General features: G+C 51.3%; 16 protein-coding genes, 1 tRNA gene and 1 pseudogene. 13 read left to right on the forward strand and 5 right to left on the reverse strand.

The window, feature by feature from the left end:
• Positions 1-3: 3 nt before the first annotated feature.
• The 7 genes from TKWG_RS11540 (at position 4) to TKWG_RS21555 (ending at position 6,099) form a co-directional block, all read left to right on the forward strand.
• Positions 4-369: a hypothetical protein gene (locus TKWG_RS11540; protein WP_014751006.1), complete on the forward strand. Its 366-nt coding sequence runs from the start codon at positions 4-6 to the stop codon at positions 367-369.
• An 869-nt stretch (positions 370-1,238) separates the two neighbouring features.
• Positions 1,239-1,439, forward strand: coding sequence for a hypothetical protein (locus TKWG_RS26560; RefSeq protein WP_322786536.1), 201 nt, complete (start codon positions 1,239-1,241; stop codon positions 1,437-1,439).
• Between the two features lie 275 nt (positions 1,440-1,714).
• A complete protein-coding gene (locus tag TKWG_RS11550) occupies positions 1,715-2,053 on the forward strand; it encodes a hypothetical protein (RefSeq protein WP_014751009.1) in 339 nt (112 codons plus the stop codon).
• Positions 2,050-2,586 (forward strand): hypothetical protein, encoded by a 537-nt coding sequence (locus TKWG_RS11555; protein ID WP_014751010.1) that lies wholly within the window; start codon positions 2,050-2,052, stop codon positions 2,584-2,586. Before TKWG_RS11550 ends, TKWG_RS11555 begins: the two co-directional genes overlap by 4 nt.
• A complete protein-coding gene (locus TKWG_RS21545) occupies positions 2,583-3,065 on the forward strand; it encodes a lysis system i-spanin subunit Rz (RefSeq protein ID WP_050981600.1) in 483 nt (160 codons plus the stop codon). The genes TKWG_RS11555 and TKWG_RS21545 overlap by 4 nt, the downstream gene beginning before the upstream one ends.
• Positions 3,066-3,303: 238 nt before the next feature.
• Positions 3,304-4,557, forward strand: a complete 1,254-nt coding sequence (locus tag TKWG_RS24935) for a Hint domain-containing protein (protein WP_014751012.1) — start codon at positions 3,304-3,306, stop codon at positions 4,555-4,557.
• Positions 4,558-4,785: 228 nt separating this feature from the next.
• Positions 4,786-6,099 carry a Hint domain-containing protein gene (locus tag TKWG_RS21555; protein WP_014751013.1) on the forward strand — a complete coding sequence of 438 codons (1,314 nt, stop codon included), beginning with the start codon at positions 4,786-4,788 and terminating at the stop codon, positions 6,097-6,099.
• A 391-nt stretch (positions 6,100-6,490) separates the two neighbouring features.
• On the opposite strand, the gene TKWG_RS21560 is transcribed toward TKWG_RS21555, so the two are convergent.
• The 3 genes from TKWG_RS21560 to TKWG_RS11585 form a co-directional block, all read right to left on the reverse strand.
• Positions 6,491-7,435, reverse strand: a complete 945-nt coding sequence (locus TKWG_RS21560; RefSeq protein WP_014751014.1) for a Hint domain-containing protein — start codon at positions 7,433-7,435, stop codon at positions 6,491-6,493.
• Between the two features lie 79 nt (positions 7,436-7,514).
• Entirely contained in the window at positions 7,515-8,192 is a 678-nt protein-coding gene (locus TKWG_RS11580; RefSeq protein WP_014751015.1) for an SOS response-associated peptidase, read from the reverse strand.
• 177 nt (positions 8,193-8,369) lie between these two features.
• The gene (locus tag TKWG_RS11585) at positions 8,370-9,296 is read right to left on the reverse strand and encodes a LysR family transcriptional regulator (protein ID WP_041709439.1); all 927 of its coding nucleotides are present in this window, start codon (positions 9,294-9,296) and stop codon (positions 8,370-8,372) included.
• A gap of 63 nt (positions 9,297-9,359) precedes the next feature.
• On the opposite strand from TKWG_RS11585, the gene TKWG_RS11590 reads away from it, so the two are divergent.
• Entirely contained in the window at positions 9,360-9,977 is a 618-nt protein-coding gene (locus TKWG_RS11590) for a LysE family translocator (RefSeq protein WP_014751017.1), read from the forward strand.
• Between the two features lie 388 nt (positions 9,978-10,365).
• Here TKWG_RS11590 and TKWG_RS11600 read toward each other — a convergent pair whose 3' ends face one another.
• Together TKWG_RS11600 and TKWG_RS11605 are read right to left on the reverse strand one after the other, a co-directional pair.
• The gene (locus TKWG_RS11600; RefSeq protein WP_148274533.1) at positions 10,366-11,349 is read right to left on the reverse strand and encodes a tyrosine-type recombinase/integrase; all 984 of its coding nucleotides are present in this window, start codon (positions 11,347-11,349) and stop codon (positions 10,366-10,368) included.
• Between the two features lie 66 nt (positions 11,350-11,415).
• Positions 11,416-11,500, reverse strand: a tRNA-Leu gene (locus TKWG_RS11605).
• Between the two features lie 442 nt (positions 11,501-11,942).
• On the opposite strand from TKWG_RS11605, the gene dapC reads away from it, so the two are divergent.
• The 5 genes and pseudogenes from dapC to TKWG_RS11630 all read left to right on the forward strand — a co-directional run bounded on the left by dapC (position 11,943) and on the right by TKWG_RS11630 (position 18,494).
• Positions 11,943-13,145 carry a succinyldiaminopimelate transaminase gene (gene dapC, locus TKWG_RS11610; protein ID WP_014751021.1) on the forward strand — a complete coding sequence of 401 codons (1,203 nt, stop codon included), beginning with the start codon at positions 11,943-11,945 and terminating at the stop codon, positions 13,143-13,145.
• Between the two features lie 208 nt (positions 13,146-13,353).
• Positions 13,354-14,175 (forward strand): 2,3,4,5-tetrahydropyridine-2,6-dicarboxylate N-succinyltransferase, encoded by an 822-nt coding sequence (dapD, locus tag TKWG_RS11615; RefSeq protein WP_014751022.1) that lies wholly within the window; start codon positions 13,354-13,356, stop codon positions 14,173-14,175.
• Between the two features lie 2 nt (positions 14,176-14,177).
• Positions 14,178-15,320: a succinyl-diaminopimelate desuccinylase gene (dapE, locus tag TKWG_RS11620; protein WP_014751023.1), complete on the forward strand. Its 1,143-nt coding sequence runs from the start codon at positions 14,178-14,180 to the stop codon at positions 15,318-15,320.
• A 47-nt stretch (positions 15,321-15,367) separates the two neighbouring features.
• Entirely contained in the window at positions 15,368-16,267 is a 900-nt protein-coding gene (prmB, locus tag TKWG_RS11625) for a 50S ribosomal protein L3 N(5)-glutamine methyltransferase (protein ID WP_014751024.1), read from the forward strand.
• 282 nt (positions 16,268-16,549) lie between these two features.
• A pseudogene (locus TKWG_RS11630) lies at positions 16,550-18,494 on the forward strand (ABC-F family ATP-binding cassette domain-containing protein).
• Positions 18,495-18,561 lie beyond the last annotated feature (67 nt).

Here is an 18,561-nt window from a genome sequence, read left to right on the forward strand (position 1 = left end):
GAAATGAATAATTTTGACTTTTCAAATTGGTTTATCGAAATCCAATGCCTGGCCCGCGCGGTTGGCGAAATTGCTAATGACACGGAGCCTTGGAAAGAAGCGTGGATGAATGGTCAGTCGCCAGAATCTGCATTCTATGAGCAGTACCCTCAGCATGACGCCAGGCAGCCCGAGCCGCCCATTGTTACACCGGAGGAGCAAGCAGCGCGGGATGCAGACATTGCACGGTTGGAAAAGCAAGGAGCTGATGCTATGAAACAGATCGCGGACGAAATCGACACAAGGCCTGAAATCAGCGAGGAGGCAATTCGCGCTGCAGAAATTCCGGCAAATGAGGAACCATTGCCCGATGGCGAAACCATAACCTAGAAACAAAAACGCCCCGAAAAGGACATTATCGGGGCGGTGCTCTTGAGGGTCCTCGCAGGCACGACTGAACATTAACAGGCCAAGTTTGAGCGGGTCAATTCAATAATATTTATGGATAACCCGGATGTGGAACGCCCCTGGATGAATTGGGCAGGGGCGTTGCAAGATCGTTACTCGAAATAACTTGCTTGCGAATGAAATTTTATAAAACTGAGCAGTAAACGACCAATACGGGAAAACCCTTGGTGCAGTCGGCAGCGGCAGGTAAAGAATCGTCCCGAAAGCGCACTAAGGGGACGATGTAATGAGTATCTTCGCAAACGCCTCGCACAACCATTTGTGCCAGACTATCTTGATTCACCTATATTTCCGGGAAGATTTTAATAATTGTTTTGCCCTGCGATCTGCGCATAATTTTCATTTGTCGTCAGATTGCGATTCCAATATTACGCCTACCTTAAATAATTGCAATGACTATATTCGCGATTGTGGTTTAGTACAAAAAAATATTCTAACCCCGGGTTAGTCTGGATTTTGACTCCCACGAAATGAAAACGCCCCGACCGAAGCCAGGCGACGCAATGGATTCACCTATCCCGTATTTTTGCACTTCTCTTATATCATTGCGTATTGAAATATTACCCGTTTGTTACCGGATTGCTTATAAGGGGAAACACGCACGAACAACGTATTCATAAAAAAGCCCCGGCCATTACAGCCGAGGCGAAACGTACGTTGGATAGGTGAATATCATTCGTACTTTTACAGTGTAGTGTCATATTGCTGACAGCAAAATGAAGTATTTAACCAGTTCACAAATCTTAACGACCCCGGCCCTTGGCTGGGGTTTTCTTTTGCACGGAGCAAAGATGAATTTACAACAGGTATCAGATCAACTGATCGACACGTCGATGCAACTATTGCCTGCCCGGATGGACAGCGCTCAGGCTCGAGTGATGCTCCTGGCCATCGGTTTGCAGGAAAGCCGTTTCACGCATACGCACCAGATCGGCGGGCCAGCCCACGGTTACTGGCAATTCGAATCGGGTGGAGGCACCAAGGCGTTATGACCCATCCGGCCAGCCGTGAGCACGCCAGAAGCGTTTGTAATGCCCTGAGCGTGCCATGGGAGCGCCCGGCTATCTTTGATGCGATCGAGACCGACCAGGTGTTTGCCTGTGCCTTTGCTCGGCTACTGTTGTGGACTGACGCTCGCCGCCTTCCTGCGCTGGGTGACCAGTCAGGTGCTTGGGATTGTTATGACTGGAACTGGCGGCCGGGACAACCCCATCCGGAGACCTGGCCGAAGTTCTACCAGCAAGCCCTGAAATTCGTTCAGGGGTAAATGATGCCCGAAATGAATCCATGGCAAATGGTGTTGTCCGGGATTGTCACTTTGCTGGGCGCTGGCGGAGTGTATGCGTTGGCAAAGCCCGTGCTCCCCGCGCTGAAGTCTGCTTGGGAATCGGCAACCGCCAACAACCGCGCCGAAAAAGACATGATCGAACGCCAACAAGGTGAGATCGCGCGACTGCAAGCTGAAAACGACGGGTATCGAGCGCGCGAAGCAGGATACATCAAGATGGCGGGAAAAATGGAACTCATCGAATACCAGCTAAAACAGGCGAACGAACGCATAGCAGAGCTAACCGCTGAAATCAAACTGCTCAAGGGGGCAAAATGACAAAGTACATTTATTCATTTATTGATCGGTTCAAAGTCGGTTTGGCCTTCGCTGCCCTTGTTTTGTGTGGGGCGCTCGTCGCTGGCGGTGCTGTTTCGTTCTATTTCCAGATTCTACTTAACAACGCCAACAGTTCAGCAAATGATCGAGTGAATGGAATTGTCAATAAATACGAGGGCTATCTGGTCACCCAGGAGAAAAAATACGAAAAACAGCTACAGGACAAGCAGAAAGAACTAGACACGAGCCGGGCCCAGGTTACGCGTTTGACAGACACAATTGAGAAACGCCTACCTCTGATCGTGGCCCAACAGGACCAGAACACCGATCAGCTCGGACAATTGGCTGTTGCAGTGGATAGTGTAGCTACCAAGACAAAGCATGCGGCCACTACTGCCAGCAAAGCTGCGACACAGGCTGGCCAAGCCGTACGCAAATCGCGCGAGCCGATCAGTGCAATACGCATGGTGCCATCAAAGCCAGCCAAGCTCCGCTGCCGTGGCAAGGATATTTACGGGGACCCATGCCCATGACTGCCATCCTTTCATTTATCAATGGCATCCGGGGTTATCTGATCCTGGCGCTCGTCGCGGTATCTGCGGGGCTGCTCTATGGCTGGAGCGAGTACCGGCAGGGATACCGGGATCATGAGACGTTTGCCAAACTTCAGACTGCCATACTGAATGAGGCCGCAAGACAGAAAGAGCAGGCATTGCAGGCGCAGGTCAATGATCTGGACACCAAACACTATCAGGAATATCAAAATGCTCAGAAAACTATTGCTCAGCTGCGCACTGACGTTGCTGATGGCAAGCGCCGGTTGTCAATCCGTGTCAAGCAGCCCATATGTGCCTCCAAAGACGCCGAAGCCTCCCGCCTGGACAATGGAACGGCACGAGCCGACATTGACGGACAGGATGCTCAAGATCTTATCGGAATAGTTATTGAGGGAGACCAGGCGATCCTGCAGCTCAATGCGCTGCAGGACTGGGCGGAATTAATAGCAAAATGAAAACAACACAAATATGAAGCAGGTCTGTTCCATTATGCTAATAATCGCATTCGAAGCTAGTATGCAGGCAAACTGGTGTGGAAGACCGAAAAAAAACCAACGTAGGCCAATCTCAAAAATACCCGCTCACCAGTTCCCGCCAATCGTGAAACGTGCATAACGTTATGAATTGTTTACAAATTAAGGGAAATGTAATCTAATCATAGTTCATTCTTCGGCTCTTAAATAGGAGAGAACTATGTCAATAAGCATCGATTTGAATGCAGACCCCGAGGTCGTGGCTTTAAATAGAGATGAGCATGTTCCGGTAGAAGATGGTCTGCCGTTCGATGTGTTAGCCAACTCCAAAGCTGCTAATTCCGAGCTGACACTAACAACTTATGATAACTATCCGTACTTTGTCAATCTGACATTAAACAATGAAGTGTCTGGCGCAAGTACTACCACGCTGAACTTAGAAAACGATATTAGCGTTGATGGCGCACGTTTCCTGTCACAGGATGAGGCATCATCGCAAATCTATAACATAAATTTAAAGAACGAGAGCAAACTGAATATTTATGACACTGAACTTTATGCACATGACAATTTGCAAATTAATTTGAGCTTAGAAGACGGTGCTAGCTTTGGGTATGGCGTTTCAAACTATTCGGCTGATATTTCTAATCTAGATAACATCCCGACAATAACGTCTATGTCGGCCAACAGCTTCATTCAAGTATTTGATAGTTCATATAACAACGAATTTTTTATTGGTAAATATGATCCGGTAAACAGAGAGCTGCAATTCGTAACTGATGGCCAGGACAATGTCGTAGCGCGGTTTAAAGTTGGTGCGGACATTGATCCCGCTAAGCTTCAAATCGACGGAGATCGGGTTAGCTATGCCTGCTATTTGAAAGGTACGCGCATCGCCACACCTGAAGGCGAAACAAAAGTAGAAGACCTGAAAGCAGGTGACAAGGTTCTAACAGCATCAGGCGGCATCGCCAAGGTCAAATGGCTTGGCTACCGGACCCTCTATAAGAACCGCATCCCAAAAAAAGACGCCAAGCGTGCGTTTCCGATCTTGTTCAAGAAGGGCTGCATTGCGGACAACTTGCCGCACCGCGACCTGATTTTGTCCCCTGGCCATCACGTCAGCTTTGGCGGCAATTTAGTCTCCGCTATGAATCTGGTCAATGGCAAATCAATCGTGCAACTTTTTGATATGTCTTCTTTCCAGTACTTCCATGTAGAGCTTGAGCAGTTCGATATCCTGCTGGCCGAAGGTATTCCGGCAGAATCGTACGTGGATACTGGCAACCGAAATATGTTCCAGAATGCACACGAAGTAGCAATGAATCCTGACTTTGGGCCGGCTGAAGGCAGGCCGAATATCCCGGGTATTACGGTGGTACGCAAAGGTCCCATACTTGAAGCTGTCCGCGCCAAGCTGCTTGAACGCGCCAATTGGATGCAGGCGCCAGAAGCCCGAGAACGTGTTGGGTAGTGGATATTTTTCAGCGCCAGAGCCTCAGACCGATGCTGCATATGATTCGATCTCTCTGGCCCTAATAGTTTTATCTTATAAGTGCGTGCATCTGTCAAAAACATCTTGATCTATAGTGGAATTTGTATTAAAAACCATTCTACAAAAACATATTAAATTATTACAAAGTGAGGGTGAATCTGATGGCTCACCTACCATAGAAAAATCAATTAACAAGATAGGTGACACATGTCTATAGTAGATATAGAAGTCGGACCAGAAGTAGTGGTTCCGATAGATCAACAAGCGTACGAAGGTGACACTGTTCTAAATATTGTTACCGCTCAAACTCACCCGGCAGTAACAGGGGGATCTATTGAAGTCTCGAATGTTACTTCTAAAACGGACGCATTAGAGATGCAGTTTACCCATCCCATTAATACTGAGCCTGATATGCACCCATATCTCGGCATGGAATTAAATAGTGGCACACATGTAAAGTTAATAGCTTCACAAAATCCTGTGAATCTATTTGAACAATACAACATTACGGTGAACGAAGGTTCAACTCTAGAACTTACGCCCGAGTTTGTTTCCCAAAATATTAACAATAAAGAAATTCCAATTAACCCGAATCGATATGAAGACTATCGTCTCACTGGACTGCTGGTGATTAAGGGCGCTGGAGATGTTATTGTAGATACTACAGGTCTTAATGCCGAAGATTTAAAAGGAGGAAGAATAGAATATACCCCAATTGATGGAGGGGAAATAACATTCGTGGGCGCAACAACTAGCGAATATGGTACGGAAGTAGATCCCCTATATGCCAATACTTGGTATAGTAACTTGGTTTTCAAAAATGATGCAGGAGAGATTGTTGGTAGAGTACGTACTTATATAGATAGAGATAACTTTTCTCATTTTCAATTCGGAGCGGGCACTGTATCCTACTACGCATGTTATTTAAAGGGTACGCACATTGCCACCCCTGATGGTGAAACCAAGGTCGAGGACTTAAAAGCAGGCGATAAAGTTCTTACTGCTAGCGGTGGCACTGTCAACGTCAAATGGCTAGGTTACCGCACACTGTTCAAAAAGCGCATTCCGGAAAAAGATGCTAAACGAGCTTTCCCAATCCTATTTAAGAAAGGATGTGTCGCCGACAACGTGCCTCATCGTGACCTGTTCATGTCTCCGGGTCACCATGTCAGCTTTGATGGCAATCTGGTTTCGGCCATGAATCTAGTCAATGGAAAATCCATCGTACAGTTATTCGACCTTCCGTCATTTCAGTATTTCCATGTGGAGCTTGAGCAGTTCGATATTCTTCTGGCCGAAGGGGTGCCGGCAGAATCGTATGTCGATACCGGCAATCGCAACATGTTCCAGAACGCACATGAGGTAGCCATGAATCCGGATTTCGGACCCGCCGAAGGTCGTCCTGACATTCCAGGCATTACAGTCGTTAAAAAGGGGCCAGTACTAGAAGCTATCCGCGCCAAGCTGCTTGAGCGCGCCAATTGGATGCAGGCTCCACAACCCCAGAAGCGAGTTGGGTAGTAATTACTTTTCCACTGCGCCAAAGCCGCCGAGCGATGCCGCTTATGATTCGGTGGCTATGGCGCTGGGGGATGCAATCACCCGATTCTATGAGTGCAAAGTGAAGCACGACTTTGTGGTCAAGCAGTGGTGATCAAAAAATGACCATAGTTAGCCAAATTTCGCAGACTGTCGATTTTGACAAACTCTTCCAGAGCTCAATCGATTTGTGCAAAACGAAACTTTTTTAAGGAAAATTCCCGTTTTACGAAACTCGCACTGGGTCTGTCGTTTTGGGAAGTTTCGCATACCGCCTTCGGGTGGTGAGTAACCCAAAGCTTTGATATTTAATAATTGCCGAGTGGGGTGGGCAACTATCCGGTTTTCCCGGACAATTGCTCGTCAATCTAGATTACGCAGCTTTTTCCTCGGCGATCAAGGAATTCGCACGCAGCAACATACGGATCTTTATTGCGTTGATTTCGTTTCGATCCCTAAGAACTGCAAATCCAGGACGCTCAGCCATTTTTCGTTGAGTCTCCTCGGGACGTAAAGAAGTTATTTCGACATTCTCAAAGAAACTGCGGTTTCCCCCATCTGCCCAAGATTCAGAAAAAACGCCATGCGTGCGAATAACGTCAAATTGATCTAGTTCAACATGAAAGTACTCGACGTGTTTCACATTAAGGTCTTGGACAATAGTTTGACCATTGATGAGGTTATTTGCCCGCACTAACACACCGTCAATAAAAATATGGTGCCAAGGGGAAACTATCAGGTCAGCGTGTGGTATACCTTCATCTAGAGCACCCCGCTTAATTCGAACGGGGGCCGATTGTTTGTGCATCGCCACCGATGCTCTGAATGAGCTCAGCGTAAAGTTGCGCCAACCAACCCATTTCACACGTCCCAACCCTTTCGAACCAACAACCATGTCCCCCGCTTTCAGATTCTCGATGGGTGTGTGCCCCTCAGCTGTTTCTATTAAAGTCCCTTTTGTGAAGCATACTGGCGGCACAATCGGAAGGCCTGGATAACCCGTCTCTTCAGTTTCCAAAGTGATCGGCCCTTTTATATCACGGGTATTTGAATAAAGGGCATACCCAAAACTTTGGTTGAGCACATATCCGTCTCCGAAGAACCCTTCGATTTTATATGACGCTGGCGGTCCACCTGGGTCATCGCCAACATACTCAATTTCGATAGTCTCACCGACTTTGAGCACGCCGTCGTTAACTGATTCTCTTGCAATAAAAGGTTGCACTTCCCCACTCGCCGCAGGATCGACACTAAACGTTTTGAGTTCTGGATCTTGCGGAGTTAAAAAATACCAATATCCTGTGGTATAGGTCGCCATAAAATTCCCAATTCATTTAGTTGTAAGAAAATATATTTAGTTACTTATACACGATAAATGTTATAAAAAGCAACATCCCTTACCTTTTCAGTTGCGCCGTCCAATCCTCGCCCTGATATCCCGAATTCCCCACCTTCTTCGTCACCTCATACCACTCAAACGCCGATTCTGGCCGGGCCACAGACAATAATTCCATAGCCTGGTCGACCGTGGTAGCCGGATCCAGCCATTCTCGGGCGTGCTCGGCGGTCAAGATGATGGGCCGGCGGTCGTGCACATCCACCATGCCCTTCGCCGCTGCGTCAGTCACAATCGCAAAGCCGGTCGTCATTTCGGACTCTTTCCAGTTGAGATCGGGACGCCAGCCAGACACGGCGGCCATCCATAGCGGTTTCTGGCCATGCGGCCTGATGTACCAGGGCTGCTTATTGGGCTTTTCCCCGGTCCACTCGTACCAACCGTCCGCCGGAACGATCATGCGGCCATGCTTGAGCGGACCCGCCCACCAGTTATCGCCGGACAGGATCTTCTTGATCGTGGCATTCGGGCTGACAAATTTCCGTTCAGCCCAGTGTGGCAGGTATTGCCAGTGCCAGCGCGATATATCTGGCTCACCGGTTAGCGCGTGAATGACAAGCGGCTTACTGCCAGGCGGGACATTAACGTACATATCCTGCCCCCACACTTCAACTTCCCCGCCCAATTCCAACACCACTTGCCCGAATATGCCCACCAGCACAGTGGCGCCGTTGTCCATCCATGGCAAGCAGCCCGTTTATACCGCCAAAGACGCCAAAACCGCCAGCGTGGACAATTGAACGACACGAGCCGACATTGACGGACAGACCGCTCAAGAACTTATGGGATAGCAATTGGAGACGGCCAAGCGCACCAAATTTCACACCTTCATGAAGACTTCAAATTCACATCAAACTCAGTTTTCATCCATAGAACGTAGCCATGCCACCAACAATGAATATGGCTCGCCCATGTTACGAACCTGTGACGACAGCAGATAATAGCTTGAGCCATCTTCAACAAAACCCAATGGCGCACTCAGTACCCCATTGTTGATATCATCACGAACCAGATGCCATGGACCAATGGCAACTCCGAGTCCTGCAACGGCAGCTTGCAAGCTGAAATAAAAATGTTCAAATAGCTGCTCTTTACCCGAAGGTAACGATTTACCACTGGCTTTAGCCCATTCTTGCCAGGCTTGAATCCGGGTCTTGGTTTGCAGTCGCATCGAACCGCGGCGGATACTATTGGTGTCTTCAGCCAGTTCGAAATAAGTGCCCTCCTGGCCTGGGCGGCACACCGGTCCGGTCTTTTCGGTGAATAAATGCTCGGCGTTCACATTGGATGGCCATTCGAAGTCGTTGCGGCGTATAGCCAAATCAATGCCGCTGTCAAACAAGATCGGGCCGCCTCCCGCAACAAGATGCACCGGGATATCAGGGTGCAATGCCTGGAACAACGGCCACCGCGGAATTAACCAGCGCATAAGCAAAGTTGGCTCACACGAAAGGACTAACGGGGTTTGTCGGACACTAATACGTAGATCGCTTACTGCCTGTTGAATCATACCCAGGCCGTCATGAACGGCGCTAAATAGTCTACGACCAGCATCCGTCAAAAAGACGCGCCGATTACGCCTTTCAAATAGCTCAAGACCCAAGTCGTCTTCCAAGACTCGCACTGCCCGACTGATCGCACCGTGAGTCACATACAGCTCCGCTGCCGCGCGACTAAAATTCTCCGATCGCGCTGCAGCTTCAAAGCAACGCAATGCCACCAACGAAGGGAGACGGTTGGTCAATATCTGTGAGTAGACCTCACTGTCATTGTCAGAACTCATCGTTATTCAGTTCTCTTCATTTTCAATATACTTAGCGATATTCTAATACCGAAGATTACTAACATGACAGAACTGCTAGCTGTAATTACTATATCCATCCTTGCTGCCATCAGCCCTGGCCCCGATTTTGCCATGGTTACGCGCAACAGTCTGCTACTGTCGCGTCGGGCAGGCGTCCTAACCGCACTGGGCATAGGTTTAGGCGTGTTGTTTCACGTAACCTATACAATTTTAGGCGTGGGTATGCTCATTCAGCAGTCGCTCTTGCTGTTCAACAGCATCAAGCTTGCTGGCGCAGCATATTTGATTTATCTTGGCATCAAGATGCTTCGCACAAAACCAAGTGACACAGTCGAGACATCTAGCCCTGCCGCAGCGTCTGATTTCTCGGCGCTACGGGTGGGATTTTTCACCAATGCGCTCAATCCCAAAACAACAATTTTTATAGTAAGCCTGTTTATGCAAGTGGTGCAGCCGATGACTCCATTATCAGTACAGATCGGTTATGGAGCTATTATTTCTGCAGCTCACATACTCTGGTTTTCGTTAGTGGCGTTGCTTTTCTCCAGTGGATCAGTACGCGTCCGGCTTTTGGCCGTATGGCACTGGATAGACTGGCTATTTGGAGGGGTGCTAGTGGGGTTTGGTGTTTTATTGGCTACTACTAACATGTCTCGTTGAGTTTCCTTATGCTCGCGGCAACTAGAATCAGTATTGCCATACCTGACAAACTATGGCAAATGTGACGGTGGTATCGATGCTTGGCAGCTTTAGATAGACAAAATGGAGCAGATCGCCGAGCGGAATTTTCTGCTAAATTACGACGGCAATTTATACGCTGCTCCGAACCAAACCCGGAACGGTCAAGAGTGGGGAATGATTGTGAAGTGGTTCTATTTTGATTGGTATGTGCGAAAAGAAGTTAAAGTCGGAAATGGTTCCAGAGCAAAAGTTACCCTACCGACGTAACGCTTAGAATCGACGCTTAGGTGTCAATCCAATTTTGCAGCGAGTTCTTCCGCACCTTCTCGGTAATACACCATCAGCATGGACAGGTTCTTGTGCCCTATCATCTTGGCCAGATCCAGAATATCGAGTTTCTTGGCAAGCCTGGTAATGGCCGTCGCCTGCTATCGTGAAAGGTGAAACCTTCCAGGCCCGCAGCTGCCCTGGCTTTTCGGAACAGCGCATCCAGCTGAGTGGTGCTCACCTCAAAAACCGTTTCCTTCTTCCCGTTCACCTTGGCCAAGCGCTCGACAATACCAGCCGCGGTGCGTGATAAAGGCACCTGCCGGATACCAGATCTGGTCTTTGACGTATTCACCTTGGCCACCCGGCCAGAGATATCATCCCATCGCAACAGGCAGATTTCCTGCGCACGCATGGCCGTTTCAAGGGCAAAGTGCAGCGCGGCCCCTACTCTTTGAGTCACGGTTTCCAAGCTTGATTCCGGGCTGTACCCAGTCACGTGGTCCAGCAGCTCAATTTCCTTGTCGGTTATCAGGCGTTCCCTGGGCGGATTGCCTGGGGGCTTCTTGACCTGTGCCATGGGATTGACGGTGAGCCAATCCCATTCTCTGATAGCAACATTGAAAGCATTGGAAATAATCGCCCATTCCCTGACGATTGACGCTCCGGACAGCCCTGACTGGATTTTCTTGTCACGCCATTGTGCAATATCAGCCTTCCCAATACTCCCCACCATCTTCCCAGCAAGTCCATCGGCCTCCTCGGCCAATAACTTGTTGATCCGAATCTCTTCCCATCGAGCGCCCTTTTTCTTAGCGCTCACTTCGTCCCGGTATTTCTCCAGCAAATCGCGAAACGTTTTGTGTGCGGCCGGCGCCACAACCGCATTTACCTGATTGCCTGCCCATTCGACGCATTCTCGCTTGGTTGGGAAGCTTGCGGACGTGCGCACGCCCTTGACAGAGACCTGAACTCGATAGCCATTTTTGGTTTTCTGGATACTTGCCATTTGTGGGGAGTACCTGGGGAATTTCTGGGGAGTTTTGTTGAAATTATTTGATTCTATGCGATCAAACAATTGCAAGTGTACCCGATAACCTGTTGATTTTGATGATTATTGATTCTATATAATCAACAGGTTTAAATACTGTGGTGCGAGCGAAGAGACTCGAACTCTTACACCTTTCGGCGCTGGAACCTAAATCCAGTGCGTCTACCAATTCCGCCACGCTCGCATCAAAGAACGGGGATTATAGTAGGGATTGACGTCCCGCGTAAAGAAATTATGTCAATTCGATGATTATTACCGTTGAAATAACCGTAAATAGCGATAAAAAACCTACAAAACGTCTTATCGTCAGTCCAAAAGTGCCCCAGTTTGGAGGTCACGTACTGGCGTGCTGGATCTCTATGTAATGTAATAAGTCTGCACTGACAAACTCCCCACGTAAAATGATGCCGGTCTGCGCCCATTTGTACCCAGATTACCCAAAAAACCATTATCAAACAAATAGCCCATCGCGTGCGAGATCACCTTCGATTTGCTCAAGACAACCTCCGATTTGCTCAATAACCACCACCTGAAATAAGCTGCCCCGCCATAGAGCGACTGGGCGGCGCGTCAACGCTGATCGCGCCCTATAAATGGTAAACTTGCGCATCTACGCAAGGTCTGTCATGAATCCTAAACTACGTCTGCTGCAACCCTATCCGTTTGAAAAATTACGGGCACTTCTTGCCACTGCCCCTACCCCTGCTGCGGGACTAACCCATGTAAATCTGTCTATCGGTGAGCCCAAGCATGCCACGCCGGCACTGGTTAATGAGGCAATCGCCGAGCACTTGTCCGGCCTGTCCGCCTATCCGCCGACCAAGGGTGATGCCCTGCTGCGCGAAACGATTGCCGCCTGGATCGGCCGCCGTTATGACATGCCCGCGCCAGATCCACAAAGCCAGGTGCTGCCTTGCCTGGGGTCCCGCGAAGCGCTGTTTGCCTTTGCCCAAACGGTGCTCGACGGCGCAAGCGACAGCCTGGTCATCTGCCCCAATCCGTTTTATCAGATATATGAAGGTGCTACGCTGCTGGGAGGCGCACAGCCCTACTACGTCAACGCAGTGCCTGAACGCAACTTCAGTCCTGATTGGTCGGCCGTACCCGCATACGTTTGGGAGAAAACACAATTGCTATTTGTGTGTTCTCCCGGCAATCCGGCAGGCAATGTCATGCCCGAAGCCGAGTGGGCATTATTGTTCGAACTGTCAGATCGCTACGGCTTTGTGATTGCCTCCGATGAGTGTTATTCCGAAATCTATTTCGACGATGCGCACCCGCCGGTAGGTGTCTTGCAGGCTGCATACAGGCTGGGTCGGACCGATTTCAAAAACTGCGTCTGCTTCTCCAGCCTGTCCAAGCGCTCGAATGTGCCCGGCATGCGCTCGGGTTTTGTCGCCGGCGATGCAAGCCTGCTTGAATCGTTTCTCCTTTATCGGACGTATCACGGCAGCGCCATGAGTCCGGTCTTTAGCGCCGCCAGCACAGCAGCATGGAACGATGAAACCCATGTTGAACAAAACCGTGCCCTGTATAAAGCCAAGTTTGATGCGGTCTACCCGATTCTGGCCGAGGTGCTGGACGTAAGAATGCCCGATGCTTCGTTCTATCTCTGGGCCGGAACGCCGGTCTCCGATCCTGATTTCGTTCGTGATTTATTTGGCGCACAGCATGTAACGGTGCTGCCTGGCAGTTATCTGGCGCGTGAGGCGCATGGGATCAATCCGGGCGCCAACCGCATCAGACTGGCGCTGGTCGCACCGCTGGATCAGTGTGTGGAAGGTGCCCAGCGTATCGCCCGGTTTGTCCGCGATCGCTACCCTAGCTGACTGCAACCCGGGTCGTTCGCGATCCGGACCCTTCAGCAGCCCAGGTAAAGGGCCGCGCAAGCGTCCAGTTTCACTGTAACGCCGGGGATTTTGTTAAGCTTCGGTATCCCGAGAAGGAAAAGCGCATTAGCCGGCCATGGGCGCGTCCCATCCGGAAGATGGCCTAACTTTCACAATTGTGTTTATTTTTTAAAACTATCCAAATCTTATGACTACTGACCTTCAAACCGTTCTGGAAAAAGCGTGGGATGACCGCGCCAATTTGTCTTCCTCTACTGTTTCAGCCCAAGTGCGCGATGCCGTAGGCACCGCCCTGGCCGGACTGGACAATGGCACGCTGCGTGTTGCCGAGAAAAAGGACGGAGACTGGGTAGTGTACCAGTGGTTAAAAAAAGCAGTGCTGTTGTCTTTCCGCCTGAATGATAACGTGGTCATGAACAACGCACCGATGCAGTTTTTCGATAAAGTACCGCTCAAATTTCAGGACTTTACCGAAGCAGAATTCAAGGCTGGCGGCTATCGTGTCGTGCCAAACGCCGTCGCGCGTCGTGGCGCTTTTATCGGTAAGAACGTGGTGCTGATGCCTTCCTACGTCAATATTGGCGCCTATGTAGATGAAAACACCATGGTCGATACCTGGGCGACCGTCGGCTCCTGCGCCCAGATCGGCAAAAATGTTCATCTGTCCGGTGGTGTGGGTATTGGCGGCGTGCTGGAACCGCTGCAGGCCAACCCGACAATTATTGAAGACAATTGCTTTATTGGCGCGCGCTCTGAAGTGGTCGAAGGCGTGATCGTTGAAGAAAACTCAGTTCTCGCCATGGGCGTCTTCATTTCCCAAAGTACCAAAATCTATAATCGCGAAACCGGCGAAGTGACCTATGGTCGCGTGCCTTCCGGTTCAGTCGTGGTTCCCGGCTCCCTGCCCGCTGCTGATGGCTCACACAGCCTGGCGTGCGCTGTCATCGTCAAACGCGTGGATGCGAAAACCCGCGCCAAGACCAGCATCAACGATCTGCTGCGTGCCTGATCATGAGTGATGCAATTTCTTCACCGGTGCTGGCCCTGACACAAACGCTGATCGCCCGCCAGTCGGTCACGCCAGACGACCGGGATTGCCAGCAGACGCTGGCCGCTGAACTGGCCGATTCGGGCTTTGTTGCAGAGCATCTGCCTTTCGAAGAAGTGCAAAACCTCTGGCTGCGACGCAACACCGCGTCGCCGCTGCTTATTTTTGCCGGTCATACGGATGTGGTCCCCACTGGTCCGCTGGAACAGTGGGACAGCGATCCTTTTGTACCCACGATTCGCGACGGCAAGCTGTATGGCCGTGGTGCTGCTGATATGAAAAGCTCCATCGCCGCGTTTACTGTTGCCGCCAAAGCGTTCGTGCAGGCGCATCCCGAGCATCGGGGTTCCATCGCCATGCTGATCACCTCAGACGAAGAAGGCCCCTCCGTCAATGGTACCGTCAAGGTATGCGAATACCTGAAGCAACAGGGCGTGCAGCCGGATTACTGTATCGTGGGCGAACCCACGTCGACAGCCGTATTGGGTGATGTCATCAAGAATGGCCGACGGGGGTCGCTATCAGGCAAGGTTGTGGTCAAAGGCTTGCAGGGCCATGTGGCCTACCCCCATCTTGCCCGCAATCCGATTCATTTGTGTGCGCCGGCCTTACATGAACTGGCGAGCACCGAATGGGATCAGGGCAATGAGTACTTTCCGCCCACCACTTTCCAGATTTCCAATTTCCATGCGGGTACGGGCGCTACCAACGTTGTCCCTGGCAGCGCGCAATTTCTGTTCAATATCCGGTTTTCGACAGCCAGTACCGTTGAATCGCTCAAGTCGCGTGTGCAGGCCATTTTGGATGCACACCAGCTGGACAGCAGCATTGAATGGACGCTTGGCGGCGAACCATTTCTGACGCCACGAGGCGAACTATCAGAAGCCTTGTCGGCCGCGATCAAGGATGTGACGGGTGTGCAAACAGCACTGTCGACTACGGGTGGAACGTCGGACGGTCGGTTCATTGCGAAAATCTGTCCGCAAGTGATTGAATTTGGGCCGATCAATGCCACTATCCATCAGATTAACGAGCACATCGAGGTCGACAGCCTGGAGCCGCTGGCCGCCATTTATCGTAAAACACTTGAAAACCTTCTGCTATAAACTGCCACAACGCAGCTGCATATCAAACATTCAATATCGGATACTTTATGGCTTCAAAAATCCACAATGAGCTCAAAACAGTGCGCGATGTGATTCGCTACGCAGTTTCCCGCTTCAATGACGCACAGCTAGCCTTTGGCCACGGCAGTGACAATGCCTGGGACGAAGCCGTCTATCTGGTCCTCTCGACACTGCATTTGCCGCTGGATACGCTGGATCCATTTCTGGATGCCCGATTGCTGGAGGACGAGAAAAAGAAGTGCGTCAGCCTGATCGAACTGCGGGTCAAAAAACGCGTCCCCCTGGCATACCTGACTGGCGAAGCCTGGCTGCAGGGTCATCGTTTCCTGACAGACAAGCGGGTGATTGTGCCGCGCTCGCCCATTTCAGAACTGCTGGCTGAACATCTTGAGCCATGGGTAGACGATCCTGAGAACGTGCAGAACGTACTAGATCTGTGTACCGGCTCGGGCTGCCTGGCCATTCTTGCCGCGCTGGCTTTTCCGAATGCGCAGGTTGACGCCGTCGATCTGTCTGATCATGCCATTCGCCTGGCGCAAAGAAATGTGGACATGTACCAACTGGGCGAACGCGTAAATGTGTTGCAGGGCGATCTGTACGCGCCGCTGGAAAAGCAGCGGTACGATGTCATCGTATGCAATCCACCTTACGTCAATAGCACCACCATGGCGCAACTGCCCAGTGAGTACCAGCACGAGCCGGCGCTGGCCCTCGCTGGCGGGGACGATGGCATGGACATTATTCGAACGATTCTGGATCAGGCTGCCGCCCATCTGAGCGACGACGGTTTTATCATTCTTGAAATCGGTAACGAATATGAGAATTTCATGAATGCCTTCCCCGCACTGAATCCGGTATTTCTTGAAACGGCCGAGGGCGACGACTCCGTCCTGCTATTGACGCGGGAGCAGTTGCAGCCACGCTGACGTTATCCTGCAGACCGTCAAAGGCTTGTTGCGCAATCCGGCAGGCAAGCGCACCAACCCTGGCCTTCAGGACGACTGCAACATCGCACCATTGAGCGCCACTGCCTGGCGCCAGGCTGGCGCATACAATGCGCCGGCAACCATGATGAATAAGCACCTGGGTGCGGCCTGCATACCTGGGGGCTGATGGGTGTCGGCGCTTGATAATTGGTATCACTTGTCATATTCTGACTGGCACCGCCCTTCATGTTCTAATTATTATTTTTCCTCGGATTTTTCGCTTTGATTCGTTCTTCTGGCCTTACTTTACGTCGCGGCACCAAGGTGCTGCTGGAAAATGCCGACTTCGTGGTGCATCCCAAAGAGCGTGTTGGCGTTGTCGGCAAAAACGGCTCAGGCAAAACGACGCTATTTGCCCTGCTGCAAGGCCGGATCGATGCCGACGCCGGCGATCTGTTCATTCCCGATTCATGGCGAATAGCCACCGTTGAACAGGAAATCCACGCCACTACCCAGCCGGCCCGGGAATTTGTCATCGACGGCGACAGGCATCTGCGTGAGCTGCAGCAGGCGCGCGCTACCACCCCCGATACAGACGGCACTCGCATTGCAGAGCTGGAAGCGGCGCTGGTAGAGGCTGACGCCTGGAGCGCACCGTCACGAGCCGAGCAACTGCTCGCCGGGCTGGGCTTTACGCCCGAACAATGGACCCAGCCGGTCAACAGTTTCTCCGGAGGCTGGCAAATGCGCCTGGCGCTGGCCCGCGCCTGATGGCCCCGTCGGAATTGTTGCTCCTGGACGAGCCGACCAACCACCTGGACCTGGATGCCATGCTTTGGCTGGAAAAATGGCTGGCCGCTTATGAGGGAACGGTTATTCTGATTTCCCACGATACCGAATTTCTGAATGCGGTTGCCCGAACCATTTTGCATGTGGATCATCAAAAACTCGTGCGCTATAAGGGCGGCTACGATGATTTTCTGACCCAGCGTGCCGAACGGGTGCGACAACTTCAGGTCGCAATTGATCGCCAAAGCCGGGAATCTGCCAGGCTGCAGTCGTTCATTGACCGCTTCAAGGCCAAAGCCACTAAGGCCAAGCAGGCGCAAAGTCGGGTCAAGGCGCTGGCTCGTATGGAGAAACTGGCGCCGCTGCAAGCCGAGTCTGGCATCTATATTCATATCCCCTCGCCGCCTTCCATGCCGGATCCGCTGCTTCGTCTGGATAAGGTGGCTACGGCTATATTGACGAGCAGGCCAATCAGACCGTCATTCTGAGCAATATAGAGTTGATGATTCGCTCTGGCGCGCGGATTGGCGTACTGGGGGTCAATGGCGCCGGTAAAAGTACCCTGATCAAAACCATTGCGCGCGAACTGGCGCCTCTGGCGGGCAATTACAAACCATCAAAGGGCCTGGAAATTGGCTATTTTGCGCAGCACCAGCTTGATATGCTGGATGTGGACGCGAGCCCGCTGCAGCATTTGCAGCGTATTGCGCCCGAAGCACGCGAACAGGAATTGCGCAATTATCTGGGCGGCTTCGGCTTTGGTGGTGATAAGGTCAATGACAAAGTGGCGCCCTTTTCCGGTGGCGAAAAAGCCAGGCTGGCCCTCTCGCTGATCGTTTGGCAAAAGCCCAATTTGCTGTTGCTTGACGAACCCAGTAATCACCTGGATGTTGATACCCGCGAGGCGTTGGCCACCGCACTGGCCGAATTCGACGGCAGCATGCTCATGGTTTCGCACGATCGGCATCTGCTGCGCACTACCGTGGACAGTTTCTGGATTGTGGCAGACGGTCAGGTCATTGAATTTGATGGAGATCTGGACGACTATCGCGACTGGCTTGCCCAGCGTGCCCTGTCCATGCGCCAGGAAGAGCGCGATGCCTCACTTGCGGCCGATGGATTGAGCGCCGCACCCGATCGCAAGGCAGTGCGACGCCAGCAGGCTGAAGAACGCCAGCGCGTTGCACAACTGCGTAAACCGCTGGACAAACGGCTTGCGCAAGTTGAAAAGGCCATGGAAGCTGCGCAGGCCAGAATTGCCCAGATTAATGTGCTGATTGCCGACGAAAATTTTTATTCCGATGCGCGCCGAGATGAACGTGTCGCCGTGCTGGCTGAACATGGCGAACTGACTGCGACGGCCGAAACGCTGGAAGAAGAATGGCTGCAATTGCATGAGTCGATTGAAGCGCTGACAACTCAGGCGCAAATCGAATAGCGAACCTAGGCAGGACACTCGGTCGGGCAAACGCTACCCGTTGCCTGACACCAGCCATTGCCGGCTC

This window comes from Advenella kashmirensis WT001 (assembly GCF_000219915.2).
GTDB lineage: Bacteria > Pseudomonadota > Gammaproteobacteria > Burkholderiales > Burkholderiaceae_B > Advenella > Advenella kashmirensis.

Bases quoted from the DNA above. Each gene is read 5' to 3' on its own strand.
- TKWG_RS11540 (WP_014751006.1), top strand. From the start codon at position 4: ATGAATAATTTTGACTTTTCAAATTGGTTTATCGAAATCCAATGCCTG.
- TKWG_RS26560 (WP_322786536.1), top strand. From the start codon at position 1,239: ATGAATTTACAACAGGTATCAGATCAACTGATCGACACGTCGATGCAA.
- TKWG_RS11550 (WP_014751009.1), top strand. From the start codon at position 1,715: ATGATGCCCGAAATGAATCCATGGCAAATGGTGTTGTCCGGGATTGTC.
- TKWG_RS11555 (WP_014751010.1), top strand. From the start codon at position 2,050: ATGACAAAGTACATTTATTCATTTATTGATCGGTTCAAAGTCGGTTTG.
- TKWG_RS21545 (WP_050981600.1), top strand. From the start codon at position 2,583: ATGACTGCCATCCTTTCATTTATCAATGGCATCCGGGGTTATCTGATC.
- TKWG_RS24935 (WP_014751012.1), top strand. From the start codon at position 3,304: ATGTCAATAAGCATCGATTTGAATGCAGACCCCGAGGTCGTGGCTTTA.
- TKWG_RS21555 (WP_014751013.1), top strand. From the start codon at position 4,786: ATGTCTATAGTAGATATAGAAGTCGGACCAGAAGTAGTGGTTCCGATA.
- TKWG_RS21560 (WP_014751014.1), bottom strand. From the start codon at position 7,435: ATGGCGACCTATACCACAGGATATTGGTATTTTTTAACTCCGCAAGAT.
- TKWG_RS11580 (WP_014751015.1), bottom strand. From the start codon at position 8,192: ATGGACAACGGCGCCACTGTGCTGGTGGGCATATTCGGGCAAGTGGTG.
- TKWG_RS11585 (WP_041709439.1), bottom strand. From the start codon at position 9,296: ATGAGTTCTGACAATGACAGTGAGGTCTACTCACAGATATTGACCAAC.
- TKWG_RS11590 (WP_014751017.1), top strand. From the start codon at position 9,360: ATGACAGAACTGCTAGCTGTAATTACTATATCCATCCTTGCTGCCATC.
- dapC (WP_014751021.1), top strand. From the start codon at position 11,943: ATGAATCCTAAACTACGTCTGCTGCAACCCTATCCGTTTGAAAAATTA.
- dapD (WP_014751022.1), top strand. From the start codon at position 13,354: ATGACTACTGACCTTCAAACCGTTCTGGAAAAAGCGTGGGATGACCGC.
- dapE (WP_014751023.1), top strand. From the start codon at position 14,178: ATGAGTGATGCAATTTCTTCACCGGTGCTGGCCCTGACACAAACGCTG.
- prmB (WP_014751024.1), top strand. From the start codon at position 15,368: ATGGCTTCAAAAATCCACAATGAGCTCAAAACAGTGCGCGATGTGATT.